The sequence below is a fragment of the Pantoea sp. AG702 genome (assembly GCF_003182295.1).
Lineage (GTDB): Bacteria > Pseudomonadota > Gammaproteobacteria > Enterobacterales > Enterobacteriaceae > Pantoea > Pantoea ananatis.
The window spans coordinates 171,316-197,537 of sequence record NZ_QGTU01000007.1; the positions used below are offsets into that span (position 1 = coordinate 171,316).

The 26,222-nt window shown below is 53.3% G+C and carries 23 protein-coding genes; 3 read left to right on the forward strand and 20 right to left on the reverse strand.

Translation table 11 applies throughout. The annotated features are described in order from the left end of the window. Nucleotides 1–96: 96 nt before the first annotated feature. From DFO57_RS17860 to DFO57_RS17870, 3 genes are all read right to left on the reverse strand, one after another. Nucleotides 97–1,419 (reverse strand): PAS domain-containing methyl-accepting chemotaxis protein, encoded by a 1,323-nt coding sequence (locus tag DFO57_RS17860; protein WP_014332945.1) that lies wholly within the window; start codon nucleotides 1,417–1,419, stop codon nucleotides 97–99. A 306-nt stretch (nucleotides 1,420–1,725) separates the two neighbouring features. Next, nucleotides 1,726–1,941, reverse strand: coding sequence for a YdgH/BhsA/McbA-like domain containing protein (locus DFO57_RS17865; protein ID WP_013023962.1), 216 nt, complete (start codon nucleotides 1,939–1,941; stop codon nucleotides 1,726–1,728). A gap of 333 nt (nucleotides 1,942–2,274) precedes the next feature. Beyond that, nucleotides 2,275–2,463, reverse strand: coding sequence for a YjfB family protein (locus tag DFO57_RS17870; RefSeq protein ID WP_014332946.1), 189 nt, complete (start codon nucleotides 2,461–2,463; stop codon nucleotides 2,275–2,277). A 1,094-nt stretch (nucleotides 2,464–3,557) separates the two neighbouring features. On the opposite strand from DFO57_RS17870, the gene DFO57_RS17875 reads away from it, so the two are divergent. Then, nucleotides 3,558–4,493, forward strand: a complete 936-nt coding sequence (locus tag DFO57_RS17875; RefSeq protein WP_110015558.1) for an omptin family outer membrane protease — start codon at nucleotides 3,558–3,560, stop codon at nucleotides 4,491–4,493. 98 nt (nucleotides 4,494–4,591) lie between these two features. On the opposite strand, the gene DFO57_RS17880 is transcribed toward DFO57_RS17875, so the two are convergent. The 12 genes from DFO57_RS17880 to xylF form a co-directional block, all read right to left on the reverse strand. Next, entirely contained in the window at nucleotides 4,592–5,059 is a 468-nt protein-coding gene (locus DFO57_RS17880; RefSeq protein WP_110015559.1) for an OsmC family protein, read from the reverse strand. A gap of 28 nt (nucleotides 5,060–5,087) precedes the next feature. Continuing rightward, the gene (locus DFO57_RS17885) at nucleotides 5,088–5,987 is read right to left on the reverse strand and encodes a MurR/RpiR family transcriptional regulator (protein WP_014604715.1); all 900 of its coding nucleotides are present in this window, start codon (nucleotides 5,985–5,987) and stop codon (nucleotides 5,088–5,090) included. 68 nt (nucleotides 5,988–6,055) lie between these two features. Further along, nucleotides 6,056–7,099 carry an ABC transporter permease gene (locus DFO57_RS17890; RefSeq protein WP_072136237.1) on the reverse strand — a complete coding sequence of 348 codons (1,044 nt, stop codon included), beginning with the start codon at nucleotides 7,097–7,099 and terminating at the stop codon, nucleotides 6,056–6,058. Next, entirely contained in the window at nucleotides 7,096–8,097 is a 1,002-nt protein-coding gene (locus tag DFO57_RS17895) for an ABC transporter permease (protein ID WP_105092043.1), read from the reverse strand. The genes DFO57_RS17890 and DFO57_RS17895 overlap by 4 nt, the downstream gene beginning before the upstream one ends. Continuing rightward, the gene (locus DFO57_RS17900; RefSeq protein WP_014604716.1) at nucleotides 8,090–9,574 is read right to left on the reverse strand and encodes a sugar ABC transporter ATP-binding protein; all 1,485 of its coding nucleotides are present in this window, start codon (nucleotides 9,572–9,574) and stop codon (nucleotides 8,090–8,092) included. The genes DFO57_RS17895 and DFO57_RS17900 overlap by 8 nt, the downstream gene beginning before the upstream one ends. Before the next feature lie 83 nt (nucleotides 9,575–9,657). Next, a complete protein-coding gene (locus DFO57_RS17905; RefSeq protein WP_014332953.1) occupies nucleotides 9,658–10,668 on the reverse strand; it encodes an autoinducer 2 ABC transporter substrate-binding protein in 1,011 nt (336 codons plus the stop codon). A 313-nt stretch (nucleotides 10,669–10,981) separates the two neighbouring features. Beyond that, nucleotides 10,982–12,079, reverse strand: coding sequence for an aldose 1-epimerase family protein (locus DFO57_RS17910; RefSeq protein WP_110015560.1), 1,098 nt, complete (start codon nucleotides 12,077–12,079; stop codon nucleotides 10,982–10,984). A 321-nt stretch (nucleotides 12,080–12,400) separates the two neighbouring features. Continuing rightward, nucleotides 12,401–12,838 carry a GNAT family N-acetyltransferase gene (locus DFO57_RS17915; RefSeq protein ID WP_014332955.1) on the reverse strand — a complete coding sequence of 146 codons (438 nt, stop codon included), beginning with the start codon at nucleotides 12,836–12,838 and terminating at the stop codon, nucleotides 12,401–12,403. A gap of 386 nt (nucleotides 12,839–13,224) precedes the next feature. Then, nucleotides 13,225–14,400 (reverse strand): D-xylose utilization transcriptional activator XylR, encoded by a 1,176-nt coding sequence (gene xylR, locus DFO57_RS17920; protein ID WP_014332956.1) that lies wholly within the window; start codon nucleotides 14,398–14,400, stop codon nucleotides 13,225–13,227. 92 nt (nucleotides 14,401–14,492) lie between these two features. Then, complete coding sequence (xylH, locus tag DFO57_RS17925; protein WP_022623736.1) at nucleotides 14,493–15,674, reverse strand: xylose ABC transporter permease XylH; 1,182 nt, start codon at nucleotides 15,672–15,674, stop codon at nucleotides 14,493–14,495. Further along, complete coding sequence (locus DFO57_RS17930; protein WP_022623735.1) at nucleotides 15,667–17,187, reverse strand: xylose ABC transporter ATP-binding protein; 1,521 nt, start codon at nucleotides 17,185–17,187, stop codon at nucleotides 15,667–15,669. Before DFO57_RS17930 ends, xylH begins: the two co-directional genes overlap by 8 nt. Before the next feature lie 26 nt (nucleotides 17,188–17,213). Then, nucleotides 17,214–18,206: a D-xylose ABC transporter substrate-binding protein gene (gene xylF, locus DFO57_RS17935; protein ID WP_019104653.1), complete on the reverse strand. Its 993-nt coding sequence runs from the start codon at nucleotides 18,204–18,206 to the stop codon at nucleotides 17,214–17,216. 354 nt (nucleotides 18,207–18,560) lie between these two features. Between xylF and xylA the strand changes: the two genes are divergently transcribed. Together xylA and xylB are read left to right on the forward strand one after the other, a co-directional pair. Continuing rightward, entirely contained in the window at nucleotides 18,561–19,883 is a 1,323-nt protein-coding gene (gene xylA / locus DFO57_RS17940) for a xylose isomerase (RefSeq protein WP_064372888.1), read from the forward strand. Between the two features lie 17 nt (nucleotides 19,884–19,900). Beyond that, entirely contained in the window at nucleotides 19,901–21,346 is a 1,446-nt protein-coding gene (gene xylB / locus DFO57_RS17945) for a xylulokinase (protein WP_110015561.1), read from the forward strand. Between the two features lie 37 nt (nucleotides 21,347–21,383). On the opposite strand, the gene DFO57_RS17950 is transcribed toward xylB, so the two are convergent. The 5 genes from DFO57_RS17950 to pstC form a co-directional block, all read right to left on the reverse strand. Continuing rightward, nucleotides 21,384–22,622, reverse strand: coding sequence for an MFS transporter (locus tag DFO57_RS17950; RefSeq protein WP_014332962.1), 1,239 nt, complete (start codon nucleotides 22,620–22,622; stop codon nucleotides 21,384–21,386). 111 nt (nucleotides 22,623–22,733) lie between these two features. Then, on the reverse strand, nucleotides 22,734–23,468 hold the full coding sequence (gene phoU, locus DFO57_RS17955) for a phosphate signaling complex protein PhoU (RefSeq protein ID WP_013023944.1): 735 nt from the start codon (nucleotides 23,466–23,468) through the stop codon (nucleotides 22,734–22,736). A 17-nt stretch (nucleotides 23,469–23,485) separates the two neighbouring features. Then, on the reverse strand, nucleotides 23,486–24,259 hold the full coding sequence (pstB, locus tag DFO57_RS17960) for a phosphate ABC transporter ATP-binding protein PstB (protein WP_013023943.1): 774 nt from the start codon (nucleotides 24,257–24,259) through the stop codon (nucleotides 23,486–23,488). Between the two features lie 44 nt (nucleotides 24,260–24,303). Beyond that, nucleotides 24,304–25,194, reverse strand: a complete 891-nt coding sequence (gene pstA / locus DFO57_RS17965) for a phosphate ABC transporter permease PstA (RefSeq protein WP_013023942.1) — start codon at nucleotides 25,192–25,194, stop codon at nucleotides 24,304–24,306. Then, the gene (gene pstC, locus DFO57_RS17970) at nucleotides 25,191–26,153 is read right to left on the reverse strand and encodes a phosphate ABC transporter permease PstC (RefSeq protein WP_013023941.1); all 963 of its coding nucleotides are present in this window, start codon (nucleotides 26,151–26,153) and stop codon (nucleotides 25,191–25,193) included. Before pstC ends, pstA begins: the two co-directional genes overlap by 4 nt. Nucleotides 26,154–26,222: the final 69 nt, after the last annotated feature.

The window sequence follows — 26,222 nt, forward strand, 5'->3', positions numbered from 1 at the left end:
GGCAAACAAAGTGAAATGTTGACGGGACGGGTAACAGAAAACGGCAGGTCAAAAGGGGGATCGCCCGTGCAAACAGGCGATCCGGCATAACAAAAACTACGCGACACGCGGTGACGCTGAACGAGACACGTTTCTGACCGCTTCCTCGGCTCGCGCTGAATTACTCTGAATGCTGGCTATCACCTCTCCGGCCTGACGCATCAAATTAACGCCGCGAGCCGTGTTTTTCAGGTTATTTTCGATATCTTCCAGCACCTTTTTGGCCAGCTGATTATTGCTGGACACCACGCGCCCTATCTCTTCGGTTGCTTCATTAATTCGGGCCGCCAGGGTCCGGACTTCAGCTGCCACAATGGCGAAACTGCGTCCGGACGTGCCGGCCCTGGCCGCCTCAATTGCCGCATTCAGGGCGATGAAACGCGTCTGCTCGGCGATGTTGCGAATGGTATGTACCATATCAGCAATACGATCCGACTGTCCGTTTAAGCCAAAGACATCTGCGGATACGCTGTTCATCTCTTTCGCAATTTCGGCCATCGTTCTGACGCTGTCTTCAATCACATCCGCGCCCGTTACCGAGCTTTCGCGGGTTTGCTGCGCCATCTTCCACGCGTGTTGAGCCGCCTCATTTTCCTGCTGGTTCTGCAATACCTGCTCGGTGACATCACTGGCGAATTTGACAATCTTGTACATCCGCCCCTCTGCATCAAAAACCGGATTATAGGTTGCGCGCAGCCAGATAGTTTCGCCATTACGATTGAGCCGCGGATACTGCCCAGAGAAAAATTCTCCCTGATTCAGACGCTGCCAAAACTGCTGATATTCCTGGCTGTTACGCAGCTCCTCAGAGCAGAACATCCGGTGATGCCTGCCCAGTACCTCGTCTGCCTTGTAGCCCGTTGCTTTGAGGAAGTTTTCATTTACCTCCAGCACTTCACCGGCTTTATTAAACGCGATGACCGCCATTGAACGGCTGATGGCCTGCACCAGCGCATCCTGCTGCTGTGCCTCACTGATACGCTCGGAGATATCTGCTGCCAGCTTAATCACCTTGATGACGCGGCCATGTTTGTCTTTTACTGACACATAGCTGGCTTCCAGCCAGACCGGATGGCTGTCTTTGCCCAGGCGCAGGTATTTACCACTAAAGCTCTTGCCGCTGGCAAGGCGCAGCCAGAACTGGCGGTACTCGGCTGAGTTCACCATTGATGGCGGGCAAAACATACTGTGGTGACGACCCACAATCTCTTTCGCGTCGTAACCCATCTTGCTCAGAAACAGGGCATTTGCGCGAAGAATGATGCCATCTGGGGTAAATTCGATGATCGGAACCGCATCGTCCAGTGCTCTGAGCGAATCGGCGGCGTGTTTATGCTGGTGTTTAGGAAAAACAGAAAATAGTTTTTTTAATATTGTCATTTTTATACTGCCATATTGAGTGGTCTGGATGAGTTATCGGCAGGATAAAGAACGGGCTTGAGACAATGGCGGATAAACAAGCAACAGATTGTGACAAGGTTAATAACTTCGATACAGGGCTGAATACCGGACGCAGCGCTGCCTGATGACCGCGTTAAAAGGGGAAAACTGTCATTGTGCTGAGAAACATGTGCACTTCAGGTCAATAGCGCTATCGGCGAAAGAAGACGTTCTCATCGTCCGCGATAAAAACCCAAAAAAAAGCTGCCATCAGGCAGCTCTTTCGCTTTGCTCAACATAACGCTGTTATTTATACAGCTCAGCAGTCATGTGAACACGATCGTTGGTATTGGCTTCGATGATTTTATACTGTGCGCCCTGCTGCTCAGCCTGGGCAGCAATTTTCGCTTCTGTGCCATCGAGCGTTGAACCGGTGGCGGTAACGGTTTGCGCAAAAGCGGAAGCTGACATCAGTGAGAGCGCAGCAACGGCGGCAAGTGAAAGTGTTTTCATGGTTTTCATAATCCTGTTCCTTATCTTGTAAGCGGGAAAGCGGTTCGCTTTCGATGGGGATAATGATAACCAATGTTATTAATACATAGTTAACAATAAGTGCCGTTATTGTGATCATGCTATCTATTGCACTGATAGCGCTTTGCTGTTTTGGGTTCTGCCGGATTGACTGAAGAACATGGGTAATGGTTGCCATAGCAGGTTTTAGAAAGCGGATGAGGGATGAGTTGCTTGTCATGGAGGCGTTGAGAAGGCGGTTAGCCGGGCACACTCAACGCAAAACAATTGATTGCGTGGTGCATTTAAAACGGGCGACACAACAAAAGCCGCCCGGGGGATCCGTCAGGCGGTGGTGTTGATATTGCGCCCTACCGCCGGGTTAGCAGGAAGCGCGGTGACGCCTTCAACCAATGTCGTGATGGTATCTGCCTGTTGGTTCAGGGTTTTCTTTAACAGCGTCGCATTGGCTTCACCACGTGCCTGCCATTGCTCCAACCCTGCAGACAGCGTTGTGAGTTGCTGAATATCCATGCAGTTGCTCCTTATGTTGACTGAGCCCCGAATGGGGGTCACATAATACCGGCGACGGATTTCGCCAGTTGCGCATAAAGTATCGGCTTGAGGCGCTAATACTTTAAGGTGTCTGCCGGATCGGAGTGTAAAGGGGAAAGGCAGCACGAGGTATCTCCCGTACACTATTGAGTAAACTCACATGACTACTGAGTTCAATATTTCCATGCATACCGAAGCTGAGCATTTACTCACAGGTTAATCCTCTGAATGAAGATAAGAAATAATTTTTTATTTCAATCACCATAGCCATGCTAAAAATACACTTATTTTAAGACATTTGATAATGTGTAAATTCAACAAAAAAACCTCTCTATAGATAAGTTCAAACGCCAGAAACCTATCATTAGAGGAGAATCAATAGATCTCTCCCCACATCTGTTTAACCCCCGTTTATATTTTATTATGTCATGGTGCCAACGATGATAACCGCTATCGTCAACAATCGTAATGAGACCAATGACTCTCAAAGCAGATTTTAGTGAGTAATCACTTAATAAATTCGCTTACATTCGACGACTTAATCAAGTCAATAAGGATAACATGGCCTGGTGTAATCTGGTGCTTATGGCGACAGTCGTTACTGCACATTTACGTGCGCTGCGCCTATGAGGAGCACCGATGAGGAATGCATATATTAAACAATTGGGTATAGATCTTTTCCAGGTAACGGGAGCTTGTGAAGTTTATTTTCAAATCAATGAAGTAAAACTGAGATTACCGCAAATTAATTTACCAAAGAAAACTGCATTTCATGAGTAAATCTACAACCGGGCGCCTAATAAGATTCGCGATCTTAGGGAAAAACGCCGACAATTAATCAGCGTATTTCTCTTTAGCCAGACCAGGATAGAATTGTAACACTCACACCCTTAACTCTTCATTCTGGACGTGAAATAACGAGCTAGTACAGATATTTTATCATGACTTACCTCATTTAGGCGGTATTAAATTCTACGAAGCTTCATAATTTTTTCACTTGTTTAATCAGATAATTCTATTTTATTCTGGAACTGATTTTCAGGGTTTTTTAATAAAAAAACAGGGTGATAAAAATGATAAAGAGTGTTTTTGCAGTGATGATGGCAGGGGTTGCAGTAGGTGTTCAGGCCGAAGAAACGTCATTTACACCTAATCTCTCCGCTGAGAGTCTTAGTGTATCTGCCTCAACAGGTATGCTGGGTGGAAAAGCTGGGGAGCTTGTTTACGACCCCGATACGGGTCGTAAAATCAGTCAACTGGACTGGAAGATCAAAAATGTGGCTATTTTGAAGGGCGACATTTCCTGGGATGCATACTCGTTCCTGACGCTTAATGCACGGGGATGGACTTCGCTTGCCACTGGTTCGGGTCGTCTGGACGATTACGACTGGCAAGACAGTAATCAAGGGAACTGGACCGATCATTCTTCACATCCTTATACGCGCATGAATCATGCTAATGAGTATGACCTCAATCTGAAAGGGTGGTTCCTACAGGGAGATAACTATCGAGTAGGCGCCGTAGCTGGCTATCAGGAGACCCGTTTCAGTTGGACTGCTATTGGCGGCTCATTTGATTACAACAATGGTACTCTGGTCGGTGATTTTCCACGCGATCAAACTGGCATCGGTTACAGTCAGCGCTTTTCAATGCCGTATGTAGGACTGACTGGGCGCTACAGAATAAATAACTTTGAATTCGGTACTCTGCTTAAATTCAGCGACTGGGTTAACGCCTATGATAATGACGAACATTATGTTCGCCAGTTAACGTTCCGTGAAAAAACATCAAGTTCGCGTTACTACGGTGCCTCCATTGACGCAGGTTATTACGTTACGCCGAATGCCAAAGTGTTTGCTGAATTTACCTACAGTAAATACGAAGAAGGCAAAGGGAGCACACAAATTTTTGATAACGTCAGCGGCCAGTCAGGGACTATTGACGGCGATGCGGCAGGTATTGCTAACCATAACTACACTGTGACAGCAGGCTTGCAGTATCGGTTCTGATCATGTTCGGACATTCACAGGCGAAGCGCTGTTTCGCCTGATTTTACCCTGTTCAGCTCCGGCCTTTATCAATTGCGAACTTCTTGTCCCATCCACCATTAAACAAATATCGGTTCAAAACTCACCGGAAAATTCAGCGAATTTGCGATAAAACAGGCTTCGTGGGCGTGATGATGCAGTGCTTCGGCTTCGGCTCGGGCTACATCATCTTTATTACGCAGCGCCACTCTGGGTTTTAGCGTAATGCGGGTAAAATGGCCACGATCCCCTTCGACCATGGTGCCTTCAGCTGAATCCTCATAAGCGTCAATAATAATGCCGGCATCGGCGCAAAGATGCAGATACCACAGCTTATGGCAGGCCGATACTGACGCCAGCAAGAGCTCCTCTGGATTCCAGCGCGCGGCATCACCACGAAATGCCGGATCGGCACTAAGTGCGACCGTGGCTTTACCTTCACCGGACAGTTCGCCGTTTCGGTCATAGGCCGTGTAAGACTGCGTTCCGGCGCCGCGATTACCCGTCCAGCGCACGTTGACCTGATAATGATGCTCCCGTGTTGCCATTCGAGGCTCCTGTGAAAAGTGGTTATCGCTATTTGCGTTTATGGGCAACGGCCAGCATCGTGCGGCCCAGTTGGCGTTCGGCCTGGGCATAGTCACGCTGCGCGACGACAACGAACAGCGCGTCCAGGATATTTAACTGCGCGATGCGCGCAGCCGCGTTTTCACCGGTCAGCGGCGAGCCCTGGGCGGTCGAGCAGATAACGGTATCGGCAAGGTTAGCCAGTGGTGAACCAATGGAATTCGTAATGGCAATGACCGGGACGCCTTGCAGCTGCGCGGCCTTCACCGCTTCGATAATGTCTTTAGTGCGGCCGGAATGTGAAATGGCGACAACCACATCCTGTTCGTTCAGTAAGGCAGCCGACATCAACATCATATGCGGATCGTCGTAGGCGGCCGACCGCGTGCCGATGCGCAAAAACTTATGCACCGCATCCCGCGCGATTTGCGCCGAGCCGCCGAAGCCGTAGAAGTCTCGCTGGCGGGCGTTTGCCAGCAGCTCTGCGGCTTTTTCAAAGGCCGCCATATCCAGGATAGCCAGTGTTTCTTCAATGGCCTGAACAGAGGTGCGAAAGACCTTACTGACGATCTCACGCGTGGTATCGCTGGGAGAAAGCTCCTGATGCATTTCGGTGATGGGCAGGCGGTTATACAGGGCTGCTTTTATGCGTAACTCTTTGAAACCCTTGAAACCCAGCTTCTTTGCTGTCTTCACCACCATCGCCTCTGACATTTCGCAACGGCTGGCAATGGCTTTGATAGAGACATTCTCATCAAAATCGCTTGATAACACGGCGTGAACCAACCGGGCTTCAAGAGAAGTTAATGAGGCGATCATTAGTCGTAACCGGGGACCTATAGCACTGACATCATCAGCTCGATTACTCATGACATACCTTGTTGGATGATTATTTTTTAAATCTATCATGTCATGAGGTCCGATCGCCACGCCGCCCCATGGTCGGCATGGCGATGCATCAACAGGGTTTACAAAACTTACGCCTTTCGTGTGACAGCAGACGCTTTATTGCGGAGCTTCCGCCGCTCAGAGAGCCACTCTTTAAGCACAACACCGCCCGATGCCACTATCAAAATCGCGCCCCACAACGCGAGCGTGATGAACTGGCTAAGATCGAGCAGAATCGAGGCGGTAGACACCAACTGCAGAATCAGCAGCGACAGAATCACGCCGCTGACCCGGCCAAATCCACCCAGCGGATCGACCCCGCCCAGTACCGCAGCCAGAATAGCGACCAGCAGGTAGCTTTCACCGTAGGCCGCATTCGCCGAATCGAAACGCGCCATCATGATAATGCCCGCGATACCGGCAAATAAGCCCGAGATCAGATAAACCCATACCAGGCTTTTGCGCGTGTTAATGCCGGAATAATGGGCCGCTCTTTCATTGGAGCCGATCATGGCAATCGATTTGCCCAGTGGGGTTTTATTGACGAAAATGCTTAACGGAATAATCGCCAGTGCAAAAATGATGAGTGCAAAAGGGATGCCAAACACCGTACCGTTCCCGATAAACACAATCGGCGCCGGAAAGCCGGAAATCACATCGCCATGGCTGAATCCGATGGCAATGCCCTTCACCGCCGTCATCGTGCCCAGCGTCGCCAGCATCGGCGGCACGCGCAGGTAGGCCACCAGCACGCCATTCAGCAAACCCACCAGCGCTGACAACACAAGGCCCAGCAGCAGTGCGCCAATTTGTAGCAGATCCCCTGATGCCCCCTGCATTTCAGGCATGAAGGTGGTCAAGGTGTAGGCGACCGTTAACGCGCACAAGTTGGCGGTGGCGATGATCGAAAGATCGATACCGCCGGAAAGCATAGGAATCATCATGGCGAGTGCAAGAAATCCCAGTTCCGGCAGCTGGAAGCCCATCGATCGCAAACCTGCCGCCGCAAACAGTTTGTCGCCTTCAAGCAGCCCAAGACCGATCACCATAACTATCAGAATAAACAGCAGCCGGACGTTGGTGGTTCCCAGCCGTTTTTCCACCTGCTCCAACACGTTGCCAGTCTGCTTCATGATACTGCTCCTTCATCGACGAGCTTGTTCTGTTTGCGGGTTTCTCTGGCCATCATGATCATAGCGGCGATGATCACCAGGCCGGTGCTGAACAACGACCAGTAAGATGAAACACCCAGCAGGATCAGGCCATTCTGCATCACTGCAATCAGCACCACGCCCAGTACGGTGCCCAGAACGGTTCCCTTACCGCCGGTCAGGCTGGCACCGCCGATGACCACCGCCGCTACCACGTCCAGTTCCCTGCCAACCAGTGCCGTCGGGGAAACTGACTGGGCAAGTTGTGCCTGAACCAGCGACGCCAGACCAGCCAGCGCCCCCATGTAGCCATAAACCAGCATATTCAGTTTGAACACGTTGAAGCCTACGCGTTGCGCGGCATCCGGGTTGCCACCGGTGGCATAGATTTGTCGGCCGGTGTTACTTCGGTTGAGCAGCAGCCACGTCAACACAAACGCCAGAACCAGAGCGATAATCTGGAAGTTCAGCGCATAGGTAGCCCCTTGCGCATCGGTATAGAACACCAGTTCAAACCCGGCGTTAAACCAGTCCGGCAGCATGAAAATGTCCTGGCCGCTGGTCACCGTCAGCAGAATGCCGAAGAAAACGTTTAGCGTTGCAATGGTGATAATCAGCGCGGAGGTCCGCAGCACGTTAACCAGCACGCCATTGATAAAACCCAGTACGATGCCCAGGCCGATAGCAACGGCAAAAATGCCCACCCAGCCCAGCCCCATATTGTTCGCTAAGGTCAGGGCGACATACTGGGTAATGGAGGCGGTGGCCGCAAAAGAGAGATCGATGCCGCCGGTAATAATCACCACCAGCAGGCCCGCAGCCATGATGCCAATAAAGGCTGTTGCGCCTGAAACGTCCAGGAGGTTTTGTAAGGTTGCGAACTCCGTGGTGAATACGGTCAGGAACACAATCATCAGGGTCATTACCGCCAGCAGGCGACATTCGTGGGTGTGAATAAAACGCGGGAGGAAATCACGCATTTACTGCCTCCTTTAATTCTTCTTCGCTGCAGCGGCCAGGGAAGTATTCCCCATTAAGCCTGCCGCCGCGCATCACTAACACCCGATCGCTGTGATAATAAATCTCGGGAATCTCATCGGAAATCATGATGATGGCGATACCGCTGGCGGCGAGTTTCCGCACGATGGCGTAAATACCGTCTTTGGCATGAATATCGACGCCCACGGTGGGGCTGTCCAGGATCAGCAGTTTGGGTTGCGTCGCCAGCCATTTTGCCAGCACCACCCGCTGCTGGTTGCCGCCTGACAGGGTTTTGACTTTGTTGTCGGGATTACCGGCTTTGATAGACAGGGAGGCAATCGCGTCGTTGACCGTTTGCTCATACAGGTCGTCACGAATGAGTCCGGCTTTGTTCACCAGCTTCTCCACTACAGAAAGCGTAATGTTAGCGCTAATGGACTGCTCCAGTACCAGGCCCAGTCCCAGACGATCTTCTGACAGATAGGCAATGCCGTGTTCAATAGCATCGCGGTTAGATCGCATTTGTACGGCATGACCGTGGAGTTTTATTTCGCCCTGATGTGGGCGCGTCAGACCAAACAGGCTCAGCGCTAATTCGGTGCGTCCCGACCCCAACAGGCCGGTGAGACCGAGAATTTCGCCACGCCGGATATCAAACGAAATATCCCGATACTCACCTTTACGGGACAAGTTGCTGACTTCGAGCACCGTTTCGGTTTGCGGTCTGTCTTTGGCAACGGATTCATAATGGAACTCTTTACCCGTCATCAGCGTGGCCAGTTTACGGTCTGACATCTCACGGGCATCAAAGGTGCCCAGCTTCACGCCATCGCGCATCACGGTCACGCGATCGGCAATTTCCAGCACTTCATCCAGACGATGGCTGACAAAAACAATCGTGATGCCGCGCTGTTTAAGCTGCAGGGTGAGCTTCAGTAAGGCGTCCACTTCATGGCGCGTCAGGGAGGATGTGGGTTCATCCATAATCACCAGCCGGGCATTCGCCGCCATCGCCCGGCAAATTGCCACCAGCTGACGCTGAGCAATAGAGATATCAGCCACTTTGTCATTCAGGTCGAGCGAAACGCCAATGCGCGCAACCGCTTCGGCCGCTATCTCATAAATCTTTTTCCAGTTAACCCGTTTAAAGCGGCCGGTATGCTGACCGATGGCAATGTTCTCCGCCACGGTTAAATTAGGGAACAGAGACAGGTCCTGATAGATCACCTGCACGCCCAGACGGGTGCTTTCTACTGGCGTTAGCGGCGAAACCTCATTTCCGCTAATCGTAATACGGCCACCCGGCTCGGGCTGATGTACGCCAGACATCACTTTGATCAACGTCGACTTACCGCAGCCATTCTGTCCGCACAGACAATGTACCTCGCCCTCTTCAAGCGTGAGGCTGACATCTGAAAGTGCATGCACGCCGCCGAATATTTTCGATATGCCATCGAGTTGTAAAAATGCAGGCATAGCACTATCCCTTACCTAATCAGAATACGGGGAACTGGCCGGGTTCTGTTGAACCTGGCCAGCATCAGCATTGATGGTGAGAATTACAGACCGAGTTTGACTAGATCGTTAACGTTGGCTTTGGTGATCTGAAGGATGCGGTCCACCATGATCACCTTGTTTTCGTTATCCACAGTGGCTTCCCCCAAACCCGGAATGGTCATGCCGGTTTTGAATTCCGCATTATCCAGCGCGAGGCGGGCCACATCCGTCATGGCCAGCCCGGCTTCTTTCGGACTCCACAGGAAACCTTCACGAATCACACCAGACATAATGTATGCCCGCGCCTGGGAGGGAATAGTGGTCCCCACCAGGGCGATTTTTTTCTCCAGATGACGTTTTTTCAGCACGTTACCTGCACCGATCGGACCGTTCGAGCCCATCGACATAATGCCCGTCACGTTCGGATGTGCTTTCAGAATATCCTGCGTAACCCGTTCGGATTCATCGATAAAGTCCGCGCCAGGAAAGCGGTCGGCGGCCAGTTTCATATTCGGGTAGTGCTCTTTTTGGTAGGCGATAGCGGCATCGGCCCACTGATTGTGACCCGTGGTCGTCAATGTGCCGACCAGCACGACATATTCCCCTTTTTCACCCATCTCGCGCGCCAGGGCTTTCATCTGTGCTTCGCCGTAAGCTTTCGCGCTCATGAGCTCCACATCCCAGGTTTTGCCTTCCTGGTTTGGACCTTCCTGAGTGATCACCATGATGCCCGCATCACGCGCACGCTTCACGACCTGCGCTGTGACTTTGGTATCCAGCGGAACCAAACCAATCACATCAACTTTTTTGGCAATCAAATCTTCAATCAGCTTCACCTGCTGCGCAGGATCGGCTCGCGTGGGTCCCACCATTGAGGTTTTAAGATTGTTTTTTTCGCCGCCCTCTTTTAATCCCTGATTAAGGATATTGAACCAGGGCACACCGGCTTCTTTCACCACGGTCACCATGGTTTTGGTTTCGGAGGCCAGTGCGGACATGGGAAAGGCTAAACTTACTGAGACGGATAACAGCGTAGAGATGCTTAACAGTTTAATTATATTGCGGCGATTCATTTTGCTACCCCTGGTTATCATTAACATGATGAAATCTTCTCTTGTCAGAAATTGATATAAAGCGTCAGCTGCCAGCAATGACGACAGCAAATAAATAATCAACCCTGAAAAGTGGGTATTCGTAGTAATAAAAAGAGAAAATAAACCGTTCTACCGGTTAAGGGTTTTTCCCGTTTTCCAAAACAAACCGCATAATTGTCCTGGTACACTCAAGAATTTACTTAAATGAATAGCAAAGTAAATTACCTGCCACTAATAAAGATTCCTTCTTTGATAAAGCTCACACATTTCATTAACAAAATCGCGGCAGCGATCAAACTGAATCGTGGATCTCGGCTTCTTCATGCTGGCTTTCCTGCGCGTTAAGGTAGCCGAGCGTCATGCTGAAGCAGGCCCGTTCCCCTCCGGCCAGTGACCGCACATTCCCGGCACGCTTTTCTGCCAGATAACCTTCAACGCCGCAGGTCGCCGGCATCGCGAAGGCGCACACCTTCTGCATGTTATTCGCCAGAATCCAGCGCGTCAGAAACGGGAAGTGTTCCGGGTTATAGTTCACCGTAAAGGCATCACCTTCCGGCCGCCTGAGCATGACATGGACCTGACCATCCTCGGCTTTACGCAGATTTTTGATGTAGAAAACCAGTTCAGGATCGGGCTGCAACTCAGCGCTAAGCACTTCTGTGCTGGCGGGATCGTGCCTGAGCTGCTCAAGCCTTGCCAGATAGGCATCATTCGCTTTCACGATGGCCGGTACTGACGAACGGATCACCGTGTCGGCCGCCGTAAAGGCCGCAGGCTGAATGATGCGAGCGCCTTCGACATAGGCAAAGTTAGCATGGCACATGTACATCAGATCCATGGGATTGCGCGACAGGTTCTCTACCTCCATGCACACTTCAAAGGTTGCGCTGTCCGGACGGATAACCACCCGCGGCTGGGCCAGATAATGGTCACCAAATCCCATCAGGTATTCACGCTCACTCACCAGCGCCAGCCATGGCCCCTGCGCATCCTCGCCCGTTTCAATACGTGCCCGCTGCATAGGTGCAACAGGCATTTCACCGTGCAGAGCGTGCGTGTCTTCCGCTGTGGGGTTACCGTTGCGCAGCAGCCCTGAGTGATACATAAAGCAGCCGTAGGTGCCGACAATATCGCTGGCAGGACGTGGCTCGGTAAAACGGCTTTGCATTGTCAGGTCAACGCCATCAAACATGGCCTGCCAGATCATCTGACCAAAATAAGGAAGCACCACCAGATGACCGCGGGCATTTTTCAGCCGCACGGCTTCGATTCCTGATTCATAGGTAAATAACGTCGCGCTGCACCCCGCTGCCTTGACGATCTCTACGGGTTGAGTACGGAAAAATGCCTTCTGGAGCTGGAAGGTGGTCGGTAACAGTGTGTGTTGCATAACTGGCCTCAAAATTTACTGATTATTGTTTTTTAGTAAACCCATCCATCTTGTGATCGCGCACAGTTTATTTCAATGGGGGGTTTTCTATTTTCGGAATGTCAGCCGCTGGAGAAGCCTTCCTGCGCCGTTGAAAACAGAGGGAAAATGAATAAGGGTCGCAATGAATCTTAATACTATAATATTGAGATATTTATCACAGATTATTTTTATTATTGGCAGATGCCAATAATAAGGGGAGAGGGGTTATTAATCTCTGCCCTGATTATTTTAATAAGGGCAGTATCCTGTGCGATTGGGAAGGTGCTGAGAGGTCGGTTTTCAGAACCTGATGTTGTAGCGAACAACATCATCAACCTGGGCTAGCTTGTCGTAGAGTTTACGCGCGGGGTTATTTTCATTTGTCACCCAGTACACCTTTGCCCAGCCCGCCTCACGGGCTTCATCGCAGACCCGCGTGATGAGCGCTTTTCCCGCTCCCACGCCACGCGCATTTTCTTCAACGAAGAGATCTTCCAGATAGCATACGGGCTGTGTAAACCATGTGCCTTCATGTATCACGCAGACCACGAAGCCCGTCACCTTGCCATCAAATTCGGCCAGCCAACACATTAACGCTGATTCGGGCGACTGTATTCTCTGCCAGGTAGATAACGTGACGGCATCGTCCAGGTTCTGTCCGTAAAAATGCAGATAACCTTTCCAGAGGGTTAGCCAGGCAGAGTAATCCTCTGGTATGGCTTTGCGGACCTTGAGCATTGGAAATTCCTTTTGGTTAAAACAACAACTAAGCGATGACAATGCGGGTGAGCTTTACCCGACTCTTGCAGGCACATTGGTGCACTATCAGTAATGATAACGACAGGTGCTATCAGCAGGGCATCTTCACTAAGATCATCGTCAAGCCGATGCGCAGAAGTGAGACGGTGTGACCAAAAAACTAAGACGATATTTTCGCGCTGGCGGTTTTCCTGTCCTTTTGAAAGGGAGTCAGCTGGCACCCTTGGTGAGCGTTTTTTTACTGTGCCTTTGTCCGTTTCTTGCCATCCAGCTTCAGCAGAATACGCGAGTGTTGCTCGTGAAAAGATCGAATGATGCGGTTAACCTTATTGCCTCATGCAGCGATCCAGGCAAGCGTTAAGCATCTACATCACCTCACCATTCTCCTGCCGGTACTCCTTCGGCGTGGTGGCATAGCTTTTTTTAAACACGGAGTAGAAATACTGGAGCGACGGGTAGCCGCACATCTGGGAGATCTCATTGATGCTCAGCGACGAGCCCGCCAGCAGCTCCCTTGCCTTCTCCAGCTTCTCACGGTGGATCATGGCATGAATCGTGTCGCCGGTTTCATCCCGGAAACGCTTCTCCAGGTTTGAGCGCGACATGCCAATCGCATCCAGCACCTGCTCTACCTTAATGCCCTTGCAGGCGTTGAAGCGGATAAAGTGCATCGCCTGGATCACGGCGGGATCGTGCAGTGAGCGAAAGTCCGTAGAGCGGCGGGCAATGACTTTTACCGGCGGTACTAAGATACGCTGCAGAGGCAGGGTTTGCTTATCCAGCAGGCGATGCAGCAGTTTGGCGGCCTGGTAACCCATCTGGCGCGAGCCCTGAACCACGGAGGACAGCGCTACCCGCGACAGGTAACGCGTCAGCTCTTCGTTATCAATACCAATCACGCACAGCTTCTCCGGCACCGGAATCTTCAGGTATTCGCAGGCCTGCAGCAGATGACGCGCGCGGGCGTCGGTGACGGCAATAATGCCGGTATGGGGTGGAAGCGTTTGCAGCCAGTCGGCCAGGCGGTTTTGTGCATGCTGCCAGTTCTCAGAGGCAGTCTCCATGCCCTGATAGACGACGCCCATGTAACGTTCGCGCATCACCATTTTACGAAACGCCAGTTCGCGCTCCTGCGCCCAGCGTTTGCCGCTGGAAGCCGGTAAACCGTAAAAGGCGAAACGGTTGATGCCGCGCGCTTTCAGGTGCAGAAAGGCACTTTCCACCAGCGCACTGTTGTCGGTGGCGATGTAGTGTACTGGCGGATAATCCTCTTCACGGTGATAAGAGCCGCCTACGCCGACAATCGGCACTGCCACGTCCGCCAGCGAACGCTCAATGGCACTGTCGTCATAATCTGCGATGACGCCGTCGCCCAGCCATTCATGGATATTCTCAATGCGGCAGCGGAAGTCCTCCTCAATGAAAATATCCCAGTTGGTCTGCGAAGCCTGTAAATACTCGCCAACGCCTTCTACCACCTGACGATCGTAAACCTTGTTGGCGTTAAACAGCAGGGTAATGCGGTATCGTTTTTCATGCATAGTGGCACATCCCTTTAACTCCCAGCGCATTGCATAGCACAGCCGGATGCGCCACAGAAATGGTTTGCGCCACAGTGTGATCGTTCACACGATTACATGCGGCGGCGCGTTGCAGTGTCCATCCACACGGCCAGCAGCAAAATCGCACCTTTAACGATGTACTGCCAGAAGGTCGGCACATCCATCATACTCATGCCGTTATCCAGCGAGGCCATAATAAACGCGCCCATCACCGCGCCCGCGACGGAACCGACACCGCCGGCCAGGCTGGTACCACCAATAACGCAGGCCGCGATCGCATCCAGCTCGGCGATATTCCCGGCGGAAGGCGAACCGGCCCCCAGGCGCGAACTGAGGATTAGCCCGGCAATCGCCACCATCAGGCCGTTGATGGCAAATACCGCCAGCTTGGTGCGCGCCACGTTGATGCCGGAGAGCCGCGCGGCATCAATGTTGCCGCCAATAGCATAGATACGCCGCCCGAAGGCGGTGCGGGTGGCCATAAACATCCCCACCAGCATGAGCAATGCCAGCAGCAGGACCGGTGTCGGTACGCCGCGATAATCATTCAGCAGCCAGATCGCGCCCAGAACCAGAACGGCGGTAATGGCCTGCCGTGCTACGGTGCCGGTGGCGGCTGGCTGAGCCAGACCCAGTTGCTGACGGCGCAGCCGCAGCCGCCACTGCCACAGAATAAACAGCGCCAGGCCGGCAAAGCCAAAGCCAAAACCGATACCGCCGGGCAGATAGCTTTGCCCGATCTGCGACATCGCCGGGCTTGTCGGTGCCACGGTAGTGCCATCGGTGATGCCCACCAGAATGCCGCGAAACGCCAGCATACCGGCCAGGGTAACGATAAATGAAGGGACCTTGCGATAAGCTATCCACCAACCGTTCCAGGTGCCGAGCAACAGCCCCAGGACTAGCGTGACCACGATAGTCAGCGGCAGCGGCCAGCCCAGCCAGACATCGAAGATCGCCGCCGCGCCGCCCAGCAGGCCCATCATGGATCCAACAGACAGATCGATCTCGGCGGAAATAATCACAAACACCATGCCAACGGCCAAAATGCCGGTGATCGCCGTCTGGCGCAGCAGGTTAGAGACGTTGCGTGGACTGAGCCAGGCGCCGTCGGTGGTCCAGGTAAAGAACAGGGCAATCAAGACAATCGCCCCCAGCATCACCAGCACCTGCAGGTTACGCAGGCCGAGCTTGCTGGATACGTGCTTGTTAGCCGGTGCCGCTACGGCAGGTTTACTCTCGCTGTTAAGCATAATGTTCACTCCGCAGGGCGGCTTCCATCACCTGCTCCTGAGTCAGATTGTCGTTAATCAGATCGGCTTTGATTTGCCCTTCATGCATAACCAGAATGCGATCGCTCAGGCCCAGCACTTCAGGCAGCTCAGACGAAATCACAATTACCGAGATGCCCTGCTTTACCAGGGCGTTGATCAGCACATAGATCTCCTGGCGCGCCCCAACATCAATGCCGCGCGTCGGCTCGTCCAGAATCAGGATTTTCGGGTTGAGCAGCAGGCACTTCGCCAGAATCGCTTTTTGCTGATTACCGCCGCTGAGGCGACCAATCGGCAGCTCAGGCGAAGAGGTTTTCACCCGCAGTCGTGCAATGGCGGCGTTGATGGCGCGCAGTTCCTCGGCCTCATCAAGGGTGGAAAGCCGGTGACTGAATTGGTCCAGCGCGGCCAGCGTGATGTTTTTGCCTACGCCCATCAGCGGCACGATGCCGTCTTTTTTACGATCTTCCGGCACCATGGCAATGCCGTGCGCGATAGCGTGCTGACAGTCGCGAATCGTGACTTTTTGGCCATTGATCGCGATGTCGCCCTGCCAGCGTCCCGGCCAGACGCCAAACAGGCACTGCACGGTTTCGGTTCTGCCTGCACCGACTAATCCGGCGATGCCGAGAATTTCGCCCTTTCGCAGGGTGAAGGAGACGTTATTCACCCGCTTCACGTGACGGTTAACCGGATGCCAGGCTGTCAGGTTATCGACCTGCAATACCGTGTCGCCAATGTCGTGAGGCGAATGAGGATAAAGCGCCGTGAGTTCGCGTCCGACCATCATGGTGATGATGTCATCTTCGCTCAGGCCTGCCGCTGGCCGGGTGGCGATGTGCTGACCATCGCGAATGACACAGATCGTGTCCGAGATAGCCTTCACTTCGTTGAGCTTGTGCGAGATGTACACGCAGGCAATGCCGTGTTCGCGCAGGTTCTGGATGATGCTGAGCAGCACTGTCGTCTCCTGCTCGGTCAGCGATGAGGTGGGTTCATCCAGGATCAGTAAGCGCACCTGTTTGTTAAGGGCACGGGCAATCTCCACCAGCTGTTGTTGCCCCAGGCCAAGCTCACCCACGCGCGTATCCGGCGAGACGTTGAGTTTGACGCGCTCCAGCAGCTGCTGGCAGCGCAGCGTCATGGTTTCATCATCTACCATGCCGAAGCGCCCCAGCTCTGCGCCGAGAAAGATGTTCTCCATCACCGTGAGCTGCCGCACCAGCGCCAGCTCCTGATGGATGATGACAATGCCTTTGCGTTCGGTATCGCGGATGGTTTGCGCCTGAATATCCTCCCCGGCAAAGCGAATCTGCCCGTCGAAATCCCCGTGCGGATAGAGCCCGCACAGGATTTTCATCAGCGTCGATTTGCCAGAGCCGTTTTCACCGCACAGCGACAGCACTTCACCGGCATCCAGCTGCAGGCTGACGTTATCCAGCGCCTTCACCGCGCCAAAGCGCTTGGTGATGTTCTTCATTTCCAGCAACATCGTTTACTCTCCTTCGCGTAGCGCGATTAGAGTTCGCTTTTCTTGTGGAAACCGTCTTTCACCACGGTGCTGTCGATGTTGTCTTTGTTGACCTCAATCGGTGTCAGCAGGCGCGCTGGCACGTCTTTCAGGCCGTTATTGAGCGTGGCGTTGCTGGCTGGCGTCTGACCGTTGCCCAGCTCGATGGCAATCTTCGCGGCTTCGGTAGCCAGCTCTTTGATGGGTTTGTACACGGTCATGGTCTGGGTGCCGTTCATAATGCGTTTGATGGCAGCCAAATCCGCATCCTGCCCGGAAATGGCCACTTTACCGGCCAGCCCCTGAGCGCTTAGCGCCTGAATGGCACCGCCCGCAGTGGCATCGTTAGAGGCGACAACTGCGTCAATATTGTTTTTATTGGCGGTCAGGGCATTTTCCATAATTTTCAGCGCGTTTTCCGGCAGCCAGGCATCCACCCACTGATCGCCAACAATTTTAATGCTGCCGTTATCGATGTAAGGTTTTAACACCTTCATTTGTCCTGCGCGGAACAGGCGGGCGTTATTATCTACAGGTGAGCCGCCCATCAGGAAGTAATTTCCTTTTGGTACCTTTTTCACCAGGCTTTCCGCCTGCATTTCACCCACTTTTTCATTATCAAAGGAAATATAAAAATCGATGTCGGCGTTATTTATCATGCGGTCATAGGCAAGCACTTTAATCCCTTCACGTTTGGCTTCTGCCACTACGTTACTCAATACCTGACCGTTGTAGGGAATGATAACCAGCACATCAACGCCACGGTTGATCATATTTTCAATTTGCGACATCTGAGTTTCTTCGTTGCCATTGGCTGACTGCACGAAGACTTTTGCGCCCTGCGCCTCAGCCTGTTTGACAAAGATGTCACGGTCTTTTTGCCAGCGCTCCAGGCGCAAATCGTCGATTGCCATGCCAATTTTGACTTCTTTTGCCAGACTGGCCTGGCTGAACAGGGCCAGCGCTGCAAGGGCAGCGAGTAATGCAGGTTTCATTTTCATCATGGTCATCCTGTAGGGTACGGTTATTGTCGTTGTAAGGCTATGAACCAGGCGGATGAATTGTTCACCTTATTTTCTGCTGCCAGCAATTACTGATTTTTATCCCGCTATTACGTTTTTTGGTTTATTTCTGTATTTATGAGCGCGATCGAAAATTTTACATTTTCAGACTCACCGATTGCGAGATAAGACCTGTCGGGCGTCATAAAGCCTTCATATTTTTTTGCGAGCAAGTGCACAATAAATAATTATCTTACCGGCTGTGTGAAATATCGTAATTGAGCGCGCTGAGAGCGGGTACGCACAATAACGCTTCTGGGTAACCCATTCGGGGCCGATGCTAAGGAGCAAACCATGCACGCTTATTTTGACCAGCTTGATCGCGTTCGCTACGAAGGAACAAAAACCACCAATCCTCTGGCGTTCCGCCACTACAATCCGGATGAAGTGATCATGGGGAAAACCATGGCCGAGCATCTGCGCTTCGCCGCCTGTTACTGGCATACGTTCTGCTGGAACGGTGCCGATATGTTTGGCGCGGGCGCGTTTGATCGTCCGTGGCAGAAAGCGGGCGAGGCGCTGGATCTGGCCAAACTCAAAGCGGACGTGGCGTTTGAGTTTTTTCACAAGCTGAACGTGCCCTATTACTGCTTCCACGATGTAGACGTGTCACCGGAAGGGGATTCGCTGAAAAGCTATCGCGAAAACCTGGCCGTCATGACCGATAAACTGCTGGAAAAGCAGCAGGAAACCGGGCTTAAGCTGCTGTGGGGCACAGCGAACTGCTTCACCCATCCGCGTTATGGTGCAGGCGCTGCAACCAGTCCCGATCCGGAGGTGTTTTCCTGGGCAGCCAGCCAGGTATGCAGTGCCATGAAAGCCACCCAGACGCTGGGCGGCGAAAACTATGTGCTGTGGGGCGGTCGTGAAGGTTATGAAACCCTGTTAAATACCGACCTGCGCCAGGAGCGCGAGCAGATCGGCCGCTTTATGCAAATGGTGGTGGAGCACAAGCACAAAATCGGCTTCCAGGGCACGCTGCTGATCGAACCTAAGCCGCAGGAACCCACCAAGCATCAGTATGATTATGATGTCGCCACGGTTTATGGCTTCCTGAAGCAGTTTGGTCTGGAAAAAGAGATTAAGGTGAACGTCGAAGCGAACCATGCGACGCTGGCTGGCCACGCTTTCCATCATGAAATTGCAACGGCCATTGCCCTTGGCGTGTTTGGTTCGGTGGATGCTAACCGTGGTGATCCGCAGTGCGGCTGGGATACGGACCAGTTCCCGGTCAGCGTGGAAGAAAACGCGCTGGTGATGTACGAAATCATCAAAGCAGGCGGTTTCACGACCGGCGGCCTAAACTTTGATGCCAAAGTGCGCCGTCAGAGCACCGATAAGTATGACCTGTTCCATGGACATATCGGCGCGATGGACACCATGGCACTGGCGTTGAAAGTCGCGGCGCGCATGCTGTCTGACGGTGAGCTGGATAAACGCGTTGCGCAGCGCTACAGCGGCTGGAACGGTGAGTTCGGTCAGCAGATTTTGAAAGGCGAGTTCTCTCTGGACGCGCTGGCGGCCCATGCGCATCAGCAGCAGTTTAACCCGCAGCACAATAGTGGACGTCAGGAGCAGCTGGAAAACCTGGTGAATCACTATCTCTATGATTTTTAATCCGTAAGGAGCGCGACATGGTAATCGGGATCGATATCGGCACATCCGGCGTTAAGGTTGTGCTGCTGGATGAGCAAGGCGTGGTTGTTGCGGTGGAAACCTCAACCTTGACGGTTTCCCGCCCGCAGCCGTTGTGGAGCGAACAAGATCCCGAAAGCTGGTGGCTGGCGACAGACCGCGCGATACAGGCACTGGCCCAGCAGCACGATCTGAGTGGGGTAAAAGCGATTGGCCTGACCGGGCAGATGCACGGCGCTACGCTGCTTGACGCACAGCATCAGGTGCTGCGCCCGGCCATTCTCTGGAATGACGGACGCAGCGGCGATCAGTGCCGTGAGCTGGAACAGCGGGTGCCTGAATCGCGTCAGATCACCGGAAACCTGATGATGCCGGGCTTCACCGCGCCAAAGCTGCTGTGGCTGAAAGAGCATGAGCCTGACGTTTTTGCTCAGGTCGCAAAAGTGCTGTTGCCCAAAGATTACCTGCGCTGGCGACTGAGCGGCGAATTTGCCAGCGATATGTCAGATGCGGCGGGCACAATGTGGCTGGATGTGGAAAAGCGTGACTGGAGTGATGTGATGCTGACGGCCTGCGGGCTGGCGCGTCACCACATGCCTGCGCTGTTTGAAGGTAATCAGATTACCGGTGCGTTGTCAGCGGATATCGCACAGCGCTGGAAACTGCCTCAGGTGCCGCTGGTAGCAGGTGGGGGCGATAACGCTGCCGGCGCAGTGGGTGTCGGCATGACTGCGCCGGGGCAAGGCATGTTGTCGCTGGGAACGTCCGGCGTCTATTTTGTGGTCAGCGACGGCTATCTCAGTAATCCGCAACGTGCCGTTCATAGCTTTTGTCATGCCCTGCCACAGCGCTGGCATCTGATGTCCGTGATGCTCAGTGCTGCGTCCTGCCTTGACTGGGCGGCTGCGCTGACCGGCTGCGACGATGTTCCCCATTTATTGTCAGAGGCGGAGCGGGCAAAACAGGATGCGCCGCCGCTGTGGTTTTTGCCTTATCTGTCGGGGGAACGCACACCGCATAATAATCCGCACGCCTGTGGCAGCTTCTTTGGCTTTACCCACCAGCACGGACGACCAGAGCTGGCGCAAGCCGTGCTGGAAGGCGTTGGTTTTGCACTGGCCGAAGGCATGGATGTGGTACACGAATGTGGTGTGACGCCCAGCAGTATCATGCTGATTGGCGGCGGCGCCCGTAGCGGCTACTGGCGCCAGATGCTGGCGGATATCAGCGGACAGACGCTGGATTACTGCGAAGGTGGCGATGTCGGACCCGCGCTGGGCGCAGCCCGTCTGGCGCAAATGGCGCTGGATGAGAATCTGACCGTGCCTGCCCTGAAGCAGGTGCAGCGCCACCAGCCGGACCCGGCGCGCCATGCGCTTTATCAGCCAAGACGTGAGACGTTCAGCCGGCTGTATCAGCAGCTGCTGCCGTTGATGCAGGCGTAATCCAGAAAGGGGGCAAACTGTGTTGCCCCCTTTTCACTTAACCAATTGCCCCCAGCGCATCGTCCTGACTCTGCTTCTTCGGCAGCAGGAACAGCGTTGCCACAATATCCAGCAGGTAGATGAGCGCCAGTAAGGTAATGGCTGCCACGAAAGAAAACTTGCCTGCCAGCAGGCCGATCACCAGCGGGCCGAATCCACCGACGCCACGTCCCAGGTTAAACAACACATTTTGCGCGGTCGCGCGCACCTGCGGTGGGAAGGTATCCGAGATTAGTGCACCGTATCCGCCGATCATGCCATTAACAAACAGCCCCATCAGGGCGCCCGTAAACAGCATAACGGTGGGATCGCGCAGTTGCGCATAAACCACAACCATCACGACTGCGCCGAACTGATAAAGCAGGAAAATTTTCCAACGTGCAAAGCGGTCCGCCAGCACGCCAAACAACCAGATGCCAAAAGTCATGCCGACCACGGTTACTGCCGTCCAGAGGCCGGATTTTGTCAGGCTGAAACCGAAGTTTGATGAGAGGTAGCTCGGCATCCAGATCATCAGGCCGTAATAACCAAAGTTCTGGACGGAGCAGAGAATAAAGATCCCCAGACTGGCCTTGCTGGTGGCGCGGTCTTTAACCAGCAATTTCAGTCGGGCGGGAAAAGACAGCGAGGGAACATGTATGATCTGACGGGTAAAGCTCTCAGGTTCGCCCATGCTGCGGCGAATGATAAACGACACCAGCGCGGGCAGCAGCCCCACAAGGAACATCCCGCGCCAGCCAATAACACTTAGCAACGGCGGCGTGATAAACGCCGCCAGCAGAACCCCCAGTTGCCAGCCGATCCCGACCCACGCCGATGCGCGGTTGCGCTTCTCTGCCGGCCAGGCTTCCGCAATCAGCGCCATGCCGATACCAAACTCGCCGCCGAGCCCCATTCCAGCCAGTGTGCGGTACGCCAGCAGATCCCAGTAACCCTGAGCCACCGCGCACAGGCCGGTAAAAACGGAGAACATAAGTATCGTAATGGTTAAGACACGAATACGCCCGTAACGATCGCTGAGATGGCCAAACACGATGCCGCCAATCACGGCACCAATCAGCGTCCAGGTCACCAGCGAGCCCGCCTGTGAGGGATCAAGCGCCAGCGACAGGCTAATGGCAGGCAGCATAAATCCCAGAATCAGCAGGTCGAATCCATCCATGGCATAACCGCTGACGGCAGCCAGCATCGCTTTGGCAGGCGTAACGCTCTGCTTAGAAGAGGAAGAAGAGGACATGAATCAGCACCCGTTGGTTAAAAAACTGGCGCAAGTATAAAGAGCGATGCTGATGAGGTCTATGCAGAATAGCCGCAACCGTGCGCCTGAATAGCACACGGTTGTGCAGAATCAAGAAGGTTTATTACTGCCGTCGTCGCCGGATAAGAGCTCATCAAGCTTGTCTCCGCCGACGTGACGGAAATCCTGACCTTTGACGAAGTAGAAAATAATTTCGCAGATGTTCTGGCAGCGGTCACCAATACGCTCGATGGCGCGGGCGCAGAACAGTGCAGTTAACACGCTGGGAATCGTACGGGGATCTTCCATCATGTAAGTCATCAGCTGACGCACAATCCCTTCGTACTCTTTATCCACTTTTTTATCTTCGCGGTAGATCTGAACGGCTTCGTTAAGATCCATACGTGCAAACGCGTCCAGTACGTCATGCAGCATCTGTACGGTGTGGCGGCCCAGGGATTCCAGGCTGACCAGCAGAGGCAGATGTTGCTGACCAAACTTCTCCAGTGCGGTACGGCTGATTTTCTCGGCCACGTCGCCGATACGTTCCAGCTCGGAAATGGTCTTAATAATTGCCATAACCAGACGCAGGTCAATCGCAGTAGGCTGGCGTTTGGCAATGATGCGCACGCAAGCCTCATCAATCTCCACTTCCATCATGTTGACCTTCTGGTCGCCATCGATGACGCGCTGGGCCAGCTCACCGTCCAGGTTATGCATGGCGGTAATCGCATCGGTCAGCTGTTGCTCGACCAGCCCGCCCATAATCATCACCTGAGTGCGGATGTGCTCCAGTTCAGCGTTGAACTGACCGGAGATGTGTTTATTCAGATTTAAACTGTCCATGGCGATCTCCTGTCAAATCAGCCGTAGCGACCTGTGATGTAGTCTTCTGTTTGTTTCTGTGCCGGCTTGGTGAACAGCGTGTCGGTGTCGCTGAACTCAATCAGTTCGCCCAGATACATAAATGCCGTGTGGTCGGAACACCGTGCAGCCTGCTGCATGTTATGGGTCACGATCACAACCGTATAATCCTGCTTCAGTTCGGTAATTAATTCTTCGATACGGCCGGTGGAAATCGGATCCAGGGCTGAGCATGGCTCATCCAGCAGCAGCACTTCCGGACGGATAGCGATGCCGCGGGCAATGCACAGACGCTGCTGCTGCCCACCCGACAGGCTGTAGCCACTCTGGTGCAGCTTGTCTTTGGTTTCGTTCCACAGGGCCGCTTTGGTCAGGGCCCACTGCACGCGCTCATCCATATCGGCACGGGACAGCTTTTCGAACAGGCGCACGCCGAAAGCGATATTGTCATAAATCGACATTGGGAAAGGCGTTGGCTTCTGAAACACCATGCCAACGCGCGCCCGCAACAGTGCGATATCCTGATGCGACGCCAGAATATTGTCGCCATCCAGCAGAATATCACCTTCGGCACGCTGATCCGGATAGAGCGAATACATTTTGTTGAAGGTGCGCAGCAATGTGGATTTACCGCAGCCTGATGGCCCAATAAACGCCGTGACCTGGTTTTTAGCAATATCCAGATTAATGTTTTTCAGAGCGTGAAACTTGCCGTAATAGAAATTCAGATTACGAACCTCGATTTTTCCGGCTGACGCAGTCGCAGTACTCATTGTTTTTCTCTCTTAATCGACACCGCACAGGGCAGTGTCGGTAGTTAACCGTGTTTACCCTTGGCGAAAACCACTCTTGCTACGATATTCAGCAGCAGCACGCACAGGGTAATAATCAATACGCCAGCCCAGGCCAGGCTCTGCCACTCGGCAAACGGGCTCATGGCGAATTTAAATATGGTGACCGGGAGGTTAGCCACGGGCTGCATCATGTCGGTGCTCCAGAACTGATTCGACAGCGCAGTAAACAGCAGCGGCGCGGTTTCACCGGCGATACGGGCAATCGCTAACAGGACACCGGTGATGATGCCGGAAACCGACGCCTTGAGCGTAATCGCCGAGATCATCTTCCATTTCGGCGTACCCAACGCATAGGCGGCTTCGCGCATGCTGTCTGGTACCAGTCGCAACATGTTTTCCGTGGTTCGAATCACTATCGGAACCTGCAGCAGCGCCAGCGCAATCACGCCCGCCCAGCCGGAGAAGTGGTGCATCTGCGCCACGACGATGGTGTAGACAAACAGGCCAACCACAATCGACGGCGCTGACAGCAGAATGTCATTAATAAAACGAATCACTTCTGCCAGTGCTGATTTGCGTCCGTACTCCGCCAGATAAACGCCGGCCATAATGCCCAACGGCGTACCGAAGAAGGTAGACCAGAAAATCAGTAAACCGCTTCCCGCCAGGGCATTGGCTAAGCCACCACCCGCGGTGTTTGGCGGCGGAGTGGACTCCGTAAACAGCGACCATGACAAACCATCAATGCCACGGCTTACCGTAGTAAACAGAATCCACACTAACCAGAACAGGCCAAAAGCCATGGTCAGTAACGACATCGTCAGCGCAATTTTGTTTTTGGTACTGCGCCACGACTGCATCTTACGACGTGACGCTTCCAGCTCAGCGCGAGCCTGCACTTCCATCGTTGTCATGATCGCGCTCCTTCACTTTTGGCCAGCCGCATAATCATTAACTTTGAAATCGCCAGCACGATAAAGGTAATCACAAACAGAATCAGGCCCAGCTCCATCAGGGCCGCAACGTGTACGCCTGATTCTGCTTCAGCGAATTCGTTTGCCAGCGCGGAGGTGATACTGTTGCCAGGCATAAACAGCGAAGCGCTGTCTAACTGGTAGGTATTACCGATAATAAAGGTCACGGCCATGGTTTCACCCAGTGCACGTCCCAAACCGAGCATGACACCGCCGATCACCCCATTTTTGGTGAAGGGCAGAACAATACGCCAAATCACTTCCCAGGTCGTACAGCCAATGCCGTAAGCCGACTCTTTCATCATCACCGGCGTCTGTTCGAACACGTCGCGCATTACCGAGGCAATGTAGGGGATGATCATGATGGCCAGGATAACGCCTGCGGCCAGGATACCGATACCAAATGCGGGGCCAGAAAACAGCTCGCCAATGATAGGAATGCCCGACATCACATCGCCAACCGGCGTCTGGAAGTACTGTGCGAACAGTGGCGCAAAAACAAATAAGCCCCACATGCCGTAAACAATGCTGGGGATCGCCGCTAACAGCTCAATGGCGGTCCCCAGTGGACGACGTAACCAGCCTGGTGCGAGTTCAGTAAGGAAAAGCGCAATACCGAAACTGACCGGTACCGCAATAATCAGGGCAATAATTGAGGTGACGAGCGTACCGTAAATCGGTACCAGCGCACCAAATTGTTCGTTAGGGGCGTCCCAGGTTTTGGTCCACAAAAAGGCGAAACCAAATTTCTGTATGCTCGGCCAGGAAGAGAAGATCAGGGAGACAATGATGCCGCCCATCAGTAACAAGACGATCAGCGCAGAGAGTTTTACCAGTGCACCGAAAACTCTGTCACCTTGCTTGCCTGGGGCTTTGAATGCCGACTTCGTTGCAGCCATAGAAGTCTCAGTCCTCAGAAGTTATCAGGGCGGCAGACGCCGCCCCTGAAGGCTGACCAGACTGATGTC

Excerpts from the sequence above, each read along its gene's own strand:
- DFO57_RS17860 (WP_014332945.1), bottom strand. The coding sequence starts at position 1,419 with ATGACAATATTAAAAAAACTATTTTCTGTTTTTCCTAAACACCAGCAT.
- DFO57_RS17865 (WP_013023962.1), bottom strand. The coding sequence starts at position 1,941 with ATGAAAACCATGAAAACACTTTCACTTGCCGCCGTTGCTGCGCTCTCA.
- DFO57_RS17870 (WP_014332946.1), bottom strand. The coding sequence starts at position 2,463 with ATGGATATTCAGCAACTCACAACGCTGTCTGCAGGGTTGGAGCAATGG.
- DFO57_RS17875 (WP_110015558.1), top strand. The coding sequence starts at position 3,558 with ATGATAAAGAGTGTTTTTGCAGTGATGATGGCAGGGGTTGCAGTAGGT.
- DFO57_RS17880 (WP_110015559.1), bottom strand. The coding sequence starts at position 5,059 with ATGGCAACACGGGAGCATCATTATCAGGTCAACGTGCGCTGGACGGGT.
- DFO57_RS17885 (WP_014604715.1), bottom strand. The coding sequence starts at position 5,987 with ATGATAGATTTAAAAAATAATCATCCAACAAGGTATGTCATGAGTAAT.
- DFO57_RS17890 (WP_072136237.1), bottom strand. The coding sequence starts at position 7,099 with ATGAAGCAGACTGGCAACGTGTTGGAGCAGGTGGAAAAACGGCTGGGA.
- DFO57_RS17895 (WP_105092043.1), bottom strand. The coding sequence starts at position 8,097 with ATGCGTGATTTCCTCCCGCGTTTTATTCACACCCACGAATGTCGCCTG.
- DFO57_RS17900 (WP_014604716.1), bottom strand. The coding sequence starts at position 9,574 with ATGCCTGCATTTTTACAACTCGATGGCATATCGAAAATATTCGGCGGC.
- DFO57_RS17905 (WP_014332953.1), bottom strand. The coding sequence starts at position 10,668 with ATGAATCGCCGCAATATAATTAAACTGTTAAGCATCTCTACGCTGTTA.
- DFO57_RS17910 (WP_110015560.1), bottom strand. The coding sequence starts at position 12,079 with ATGCAACACACACTGTTACCGACCACCTTCCAGCTCCAGAAGGCATTT.
- DFO57_RS17915 (WP_014332955.1), bottom strand. The coding sequence starts at position 12,838 with ATGCTCAAGGTCCGCAAAGCCATACCAGAGGATTACTCTGCCTGGCTA.
- xylR (WP_014332956.1), bottom strand. The coding sequence starts at position 14,400 with ATGCATGAAAAACGATACCGCATTACCCTGCTGTTTAACGCCAACAAG.
- xylH (WP_022623736.1), bottom strand. The coding sequence starts at position 15,674 with ATGCTTAACAGCGAGAGTAAACCTGCCGTAGCGGCACCGGCTAACAAG.
- DFO57_RS17930 (WP_022623735.1), bottom strand. The coding sequence starts at position 17,187 with ATGTTGCTGGAAATGAAGAACATCACCAAGCGCTTTGGCGCGGTGAAG.
- xylF (WP_019104653.1), bottom strand. The coding sequence starts at position 18,206 with ATGAAAATGAAACCTGCATTACTCGCTGCCCTTGCAGCGCTGGCCCTG.
- xylA (WP_064372888.1), top strand. The coding sequence starts at position 18,561 with ATGCACGCTTATTTTGACCAGCTTGATCGCGTTCGCTACGAAGGAACA.
- xylB (WP_110015561.1), top strand. The coding sequence starts at position 19,901 with ATGGTAATCGGGATCGATATCGGCACATCCGGCGTTAAGGTTGTGCTG.
- DFO57_RS17950 (WP_014332962.1), bottom strand. The coding sequence starts at position 22,622 with ATGTCCTCTTCTTCCTCTTCTAAGCAGAGCGTTACGCCTGCCAAAGCG.
- phoU (WP_013023944.1), bottom strand. The coding sequence starts at position 23,468 with ATGGACAGTTTAAATCTGAATAAACACATCTCCGGTCAGTTCAACGCT.
- pstB (WP_013023943.1), bottom strand. The coding sequence starts at position 24,259 with ATGAGTACTGCGACTGCGTCAGCCGGAAAAATCGAGGTTCGTAATCTG.
- pstA (WP_013023942.1), bottom strand. The coding sequence starts at position 25,194 with ATGACAACGATGGAAGTGCAGGCTCGCGCTGAGCTGGAAGCGTCACGT.
- pstC (WP_013023941.1), bottom strand. The coding sequence starts at position 26,153 with ATGGCTGCAACGAAGTCGGCATTCAAAGCCCCAGGCAAGCAAGGTGAC.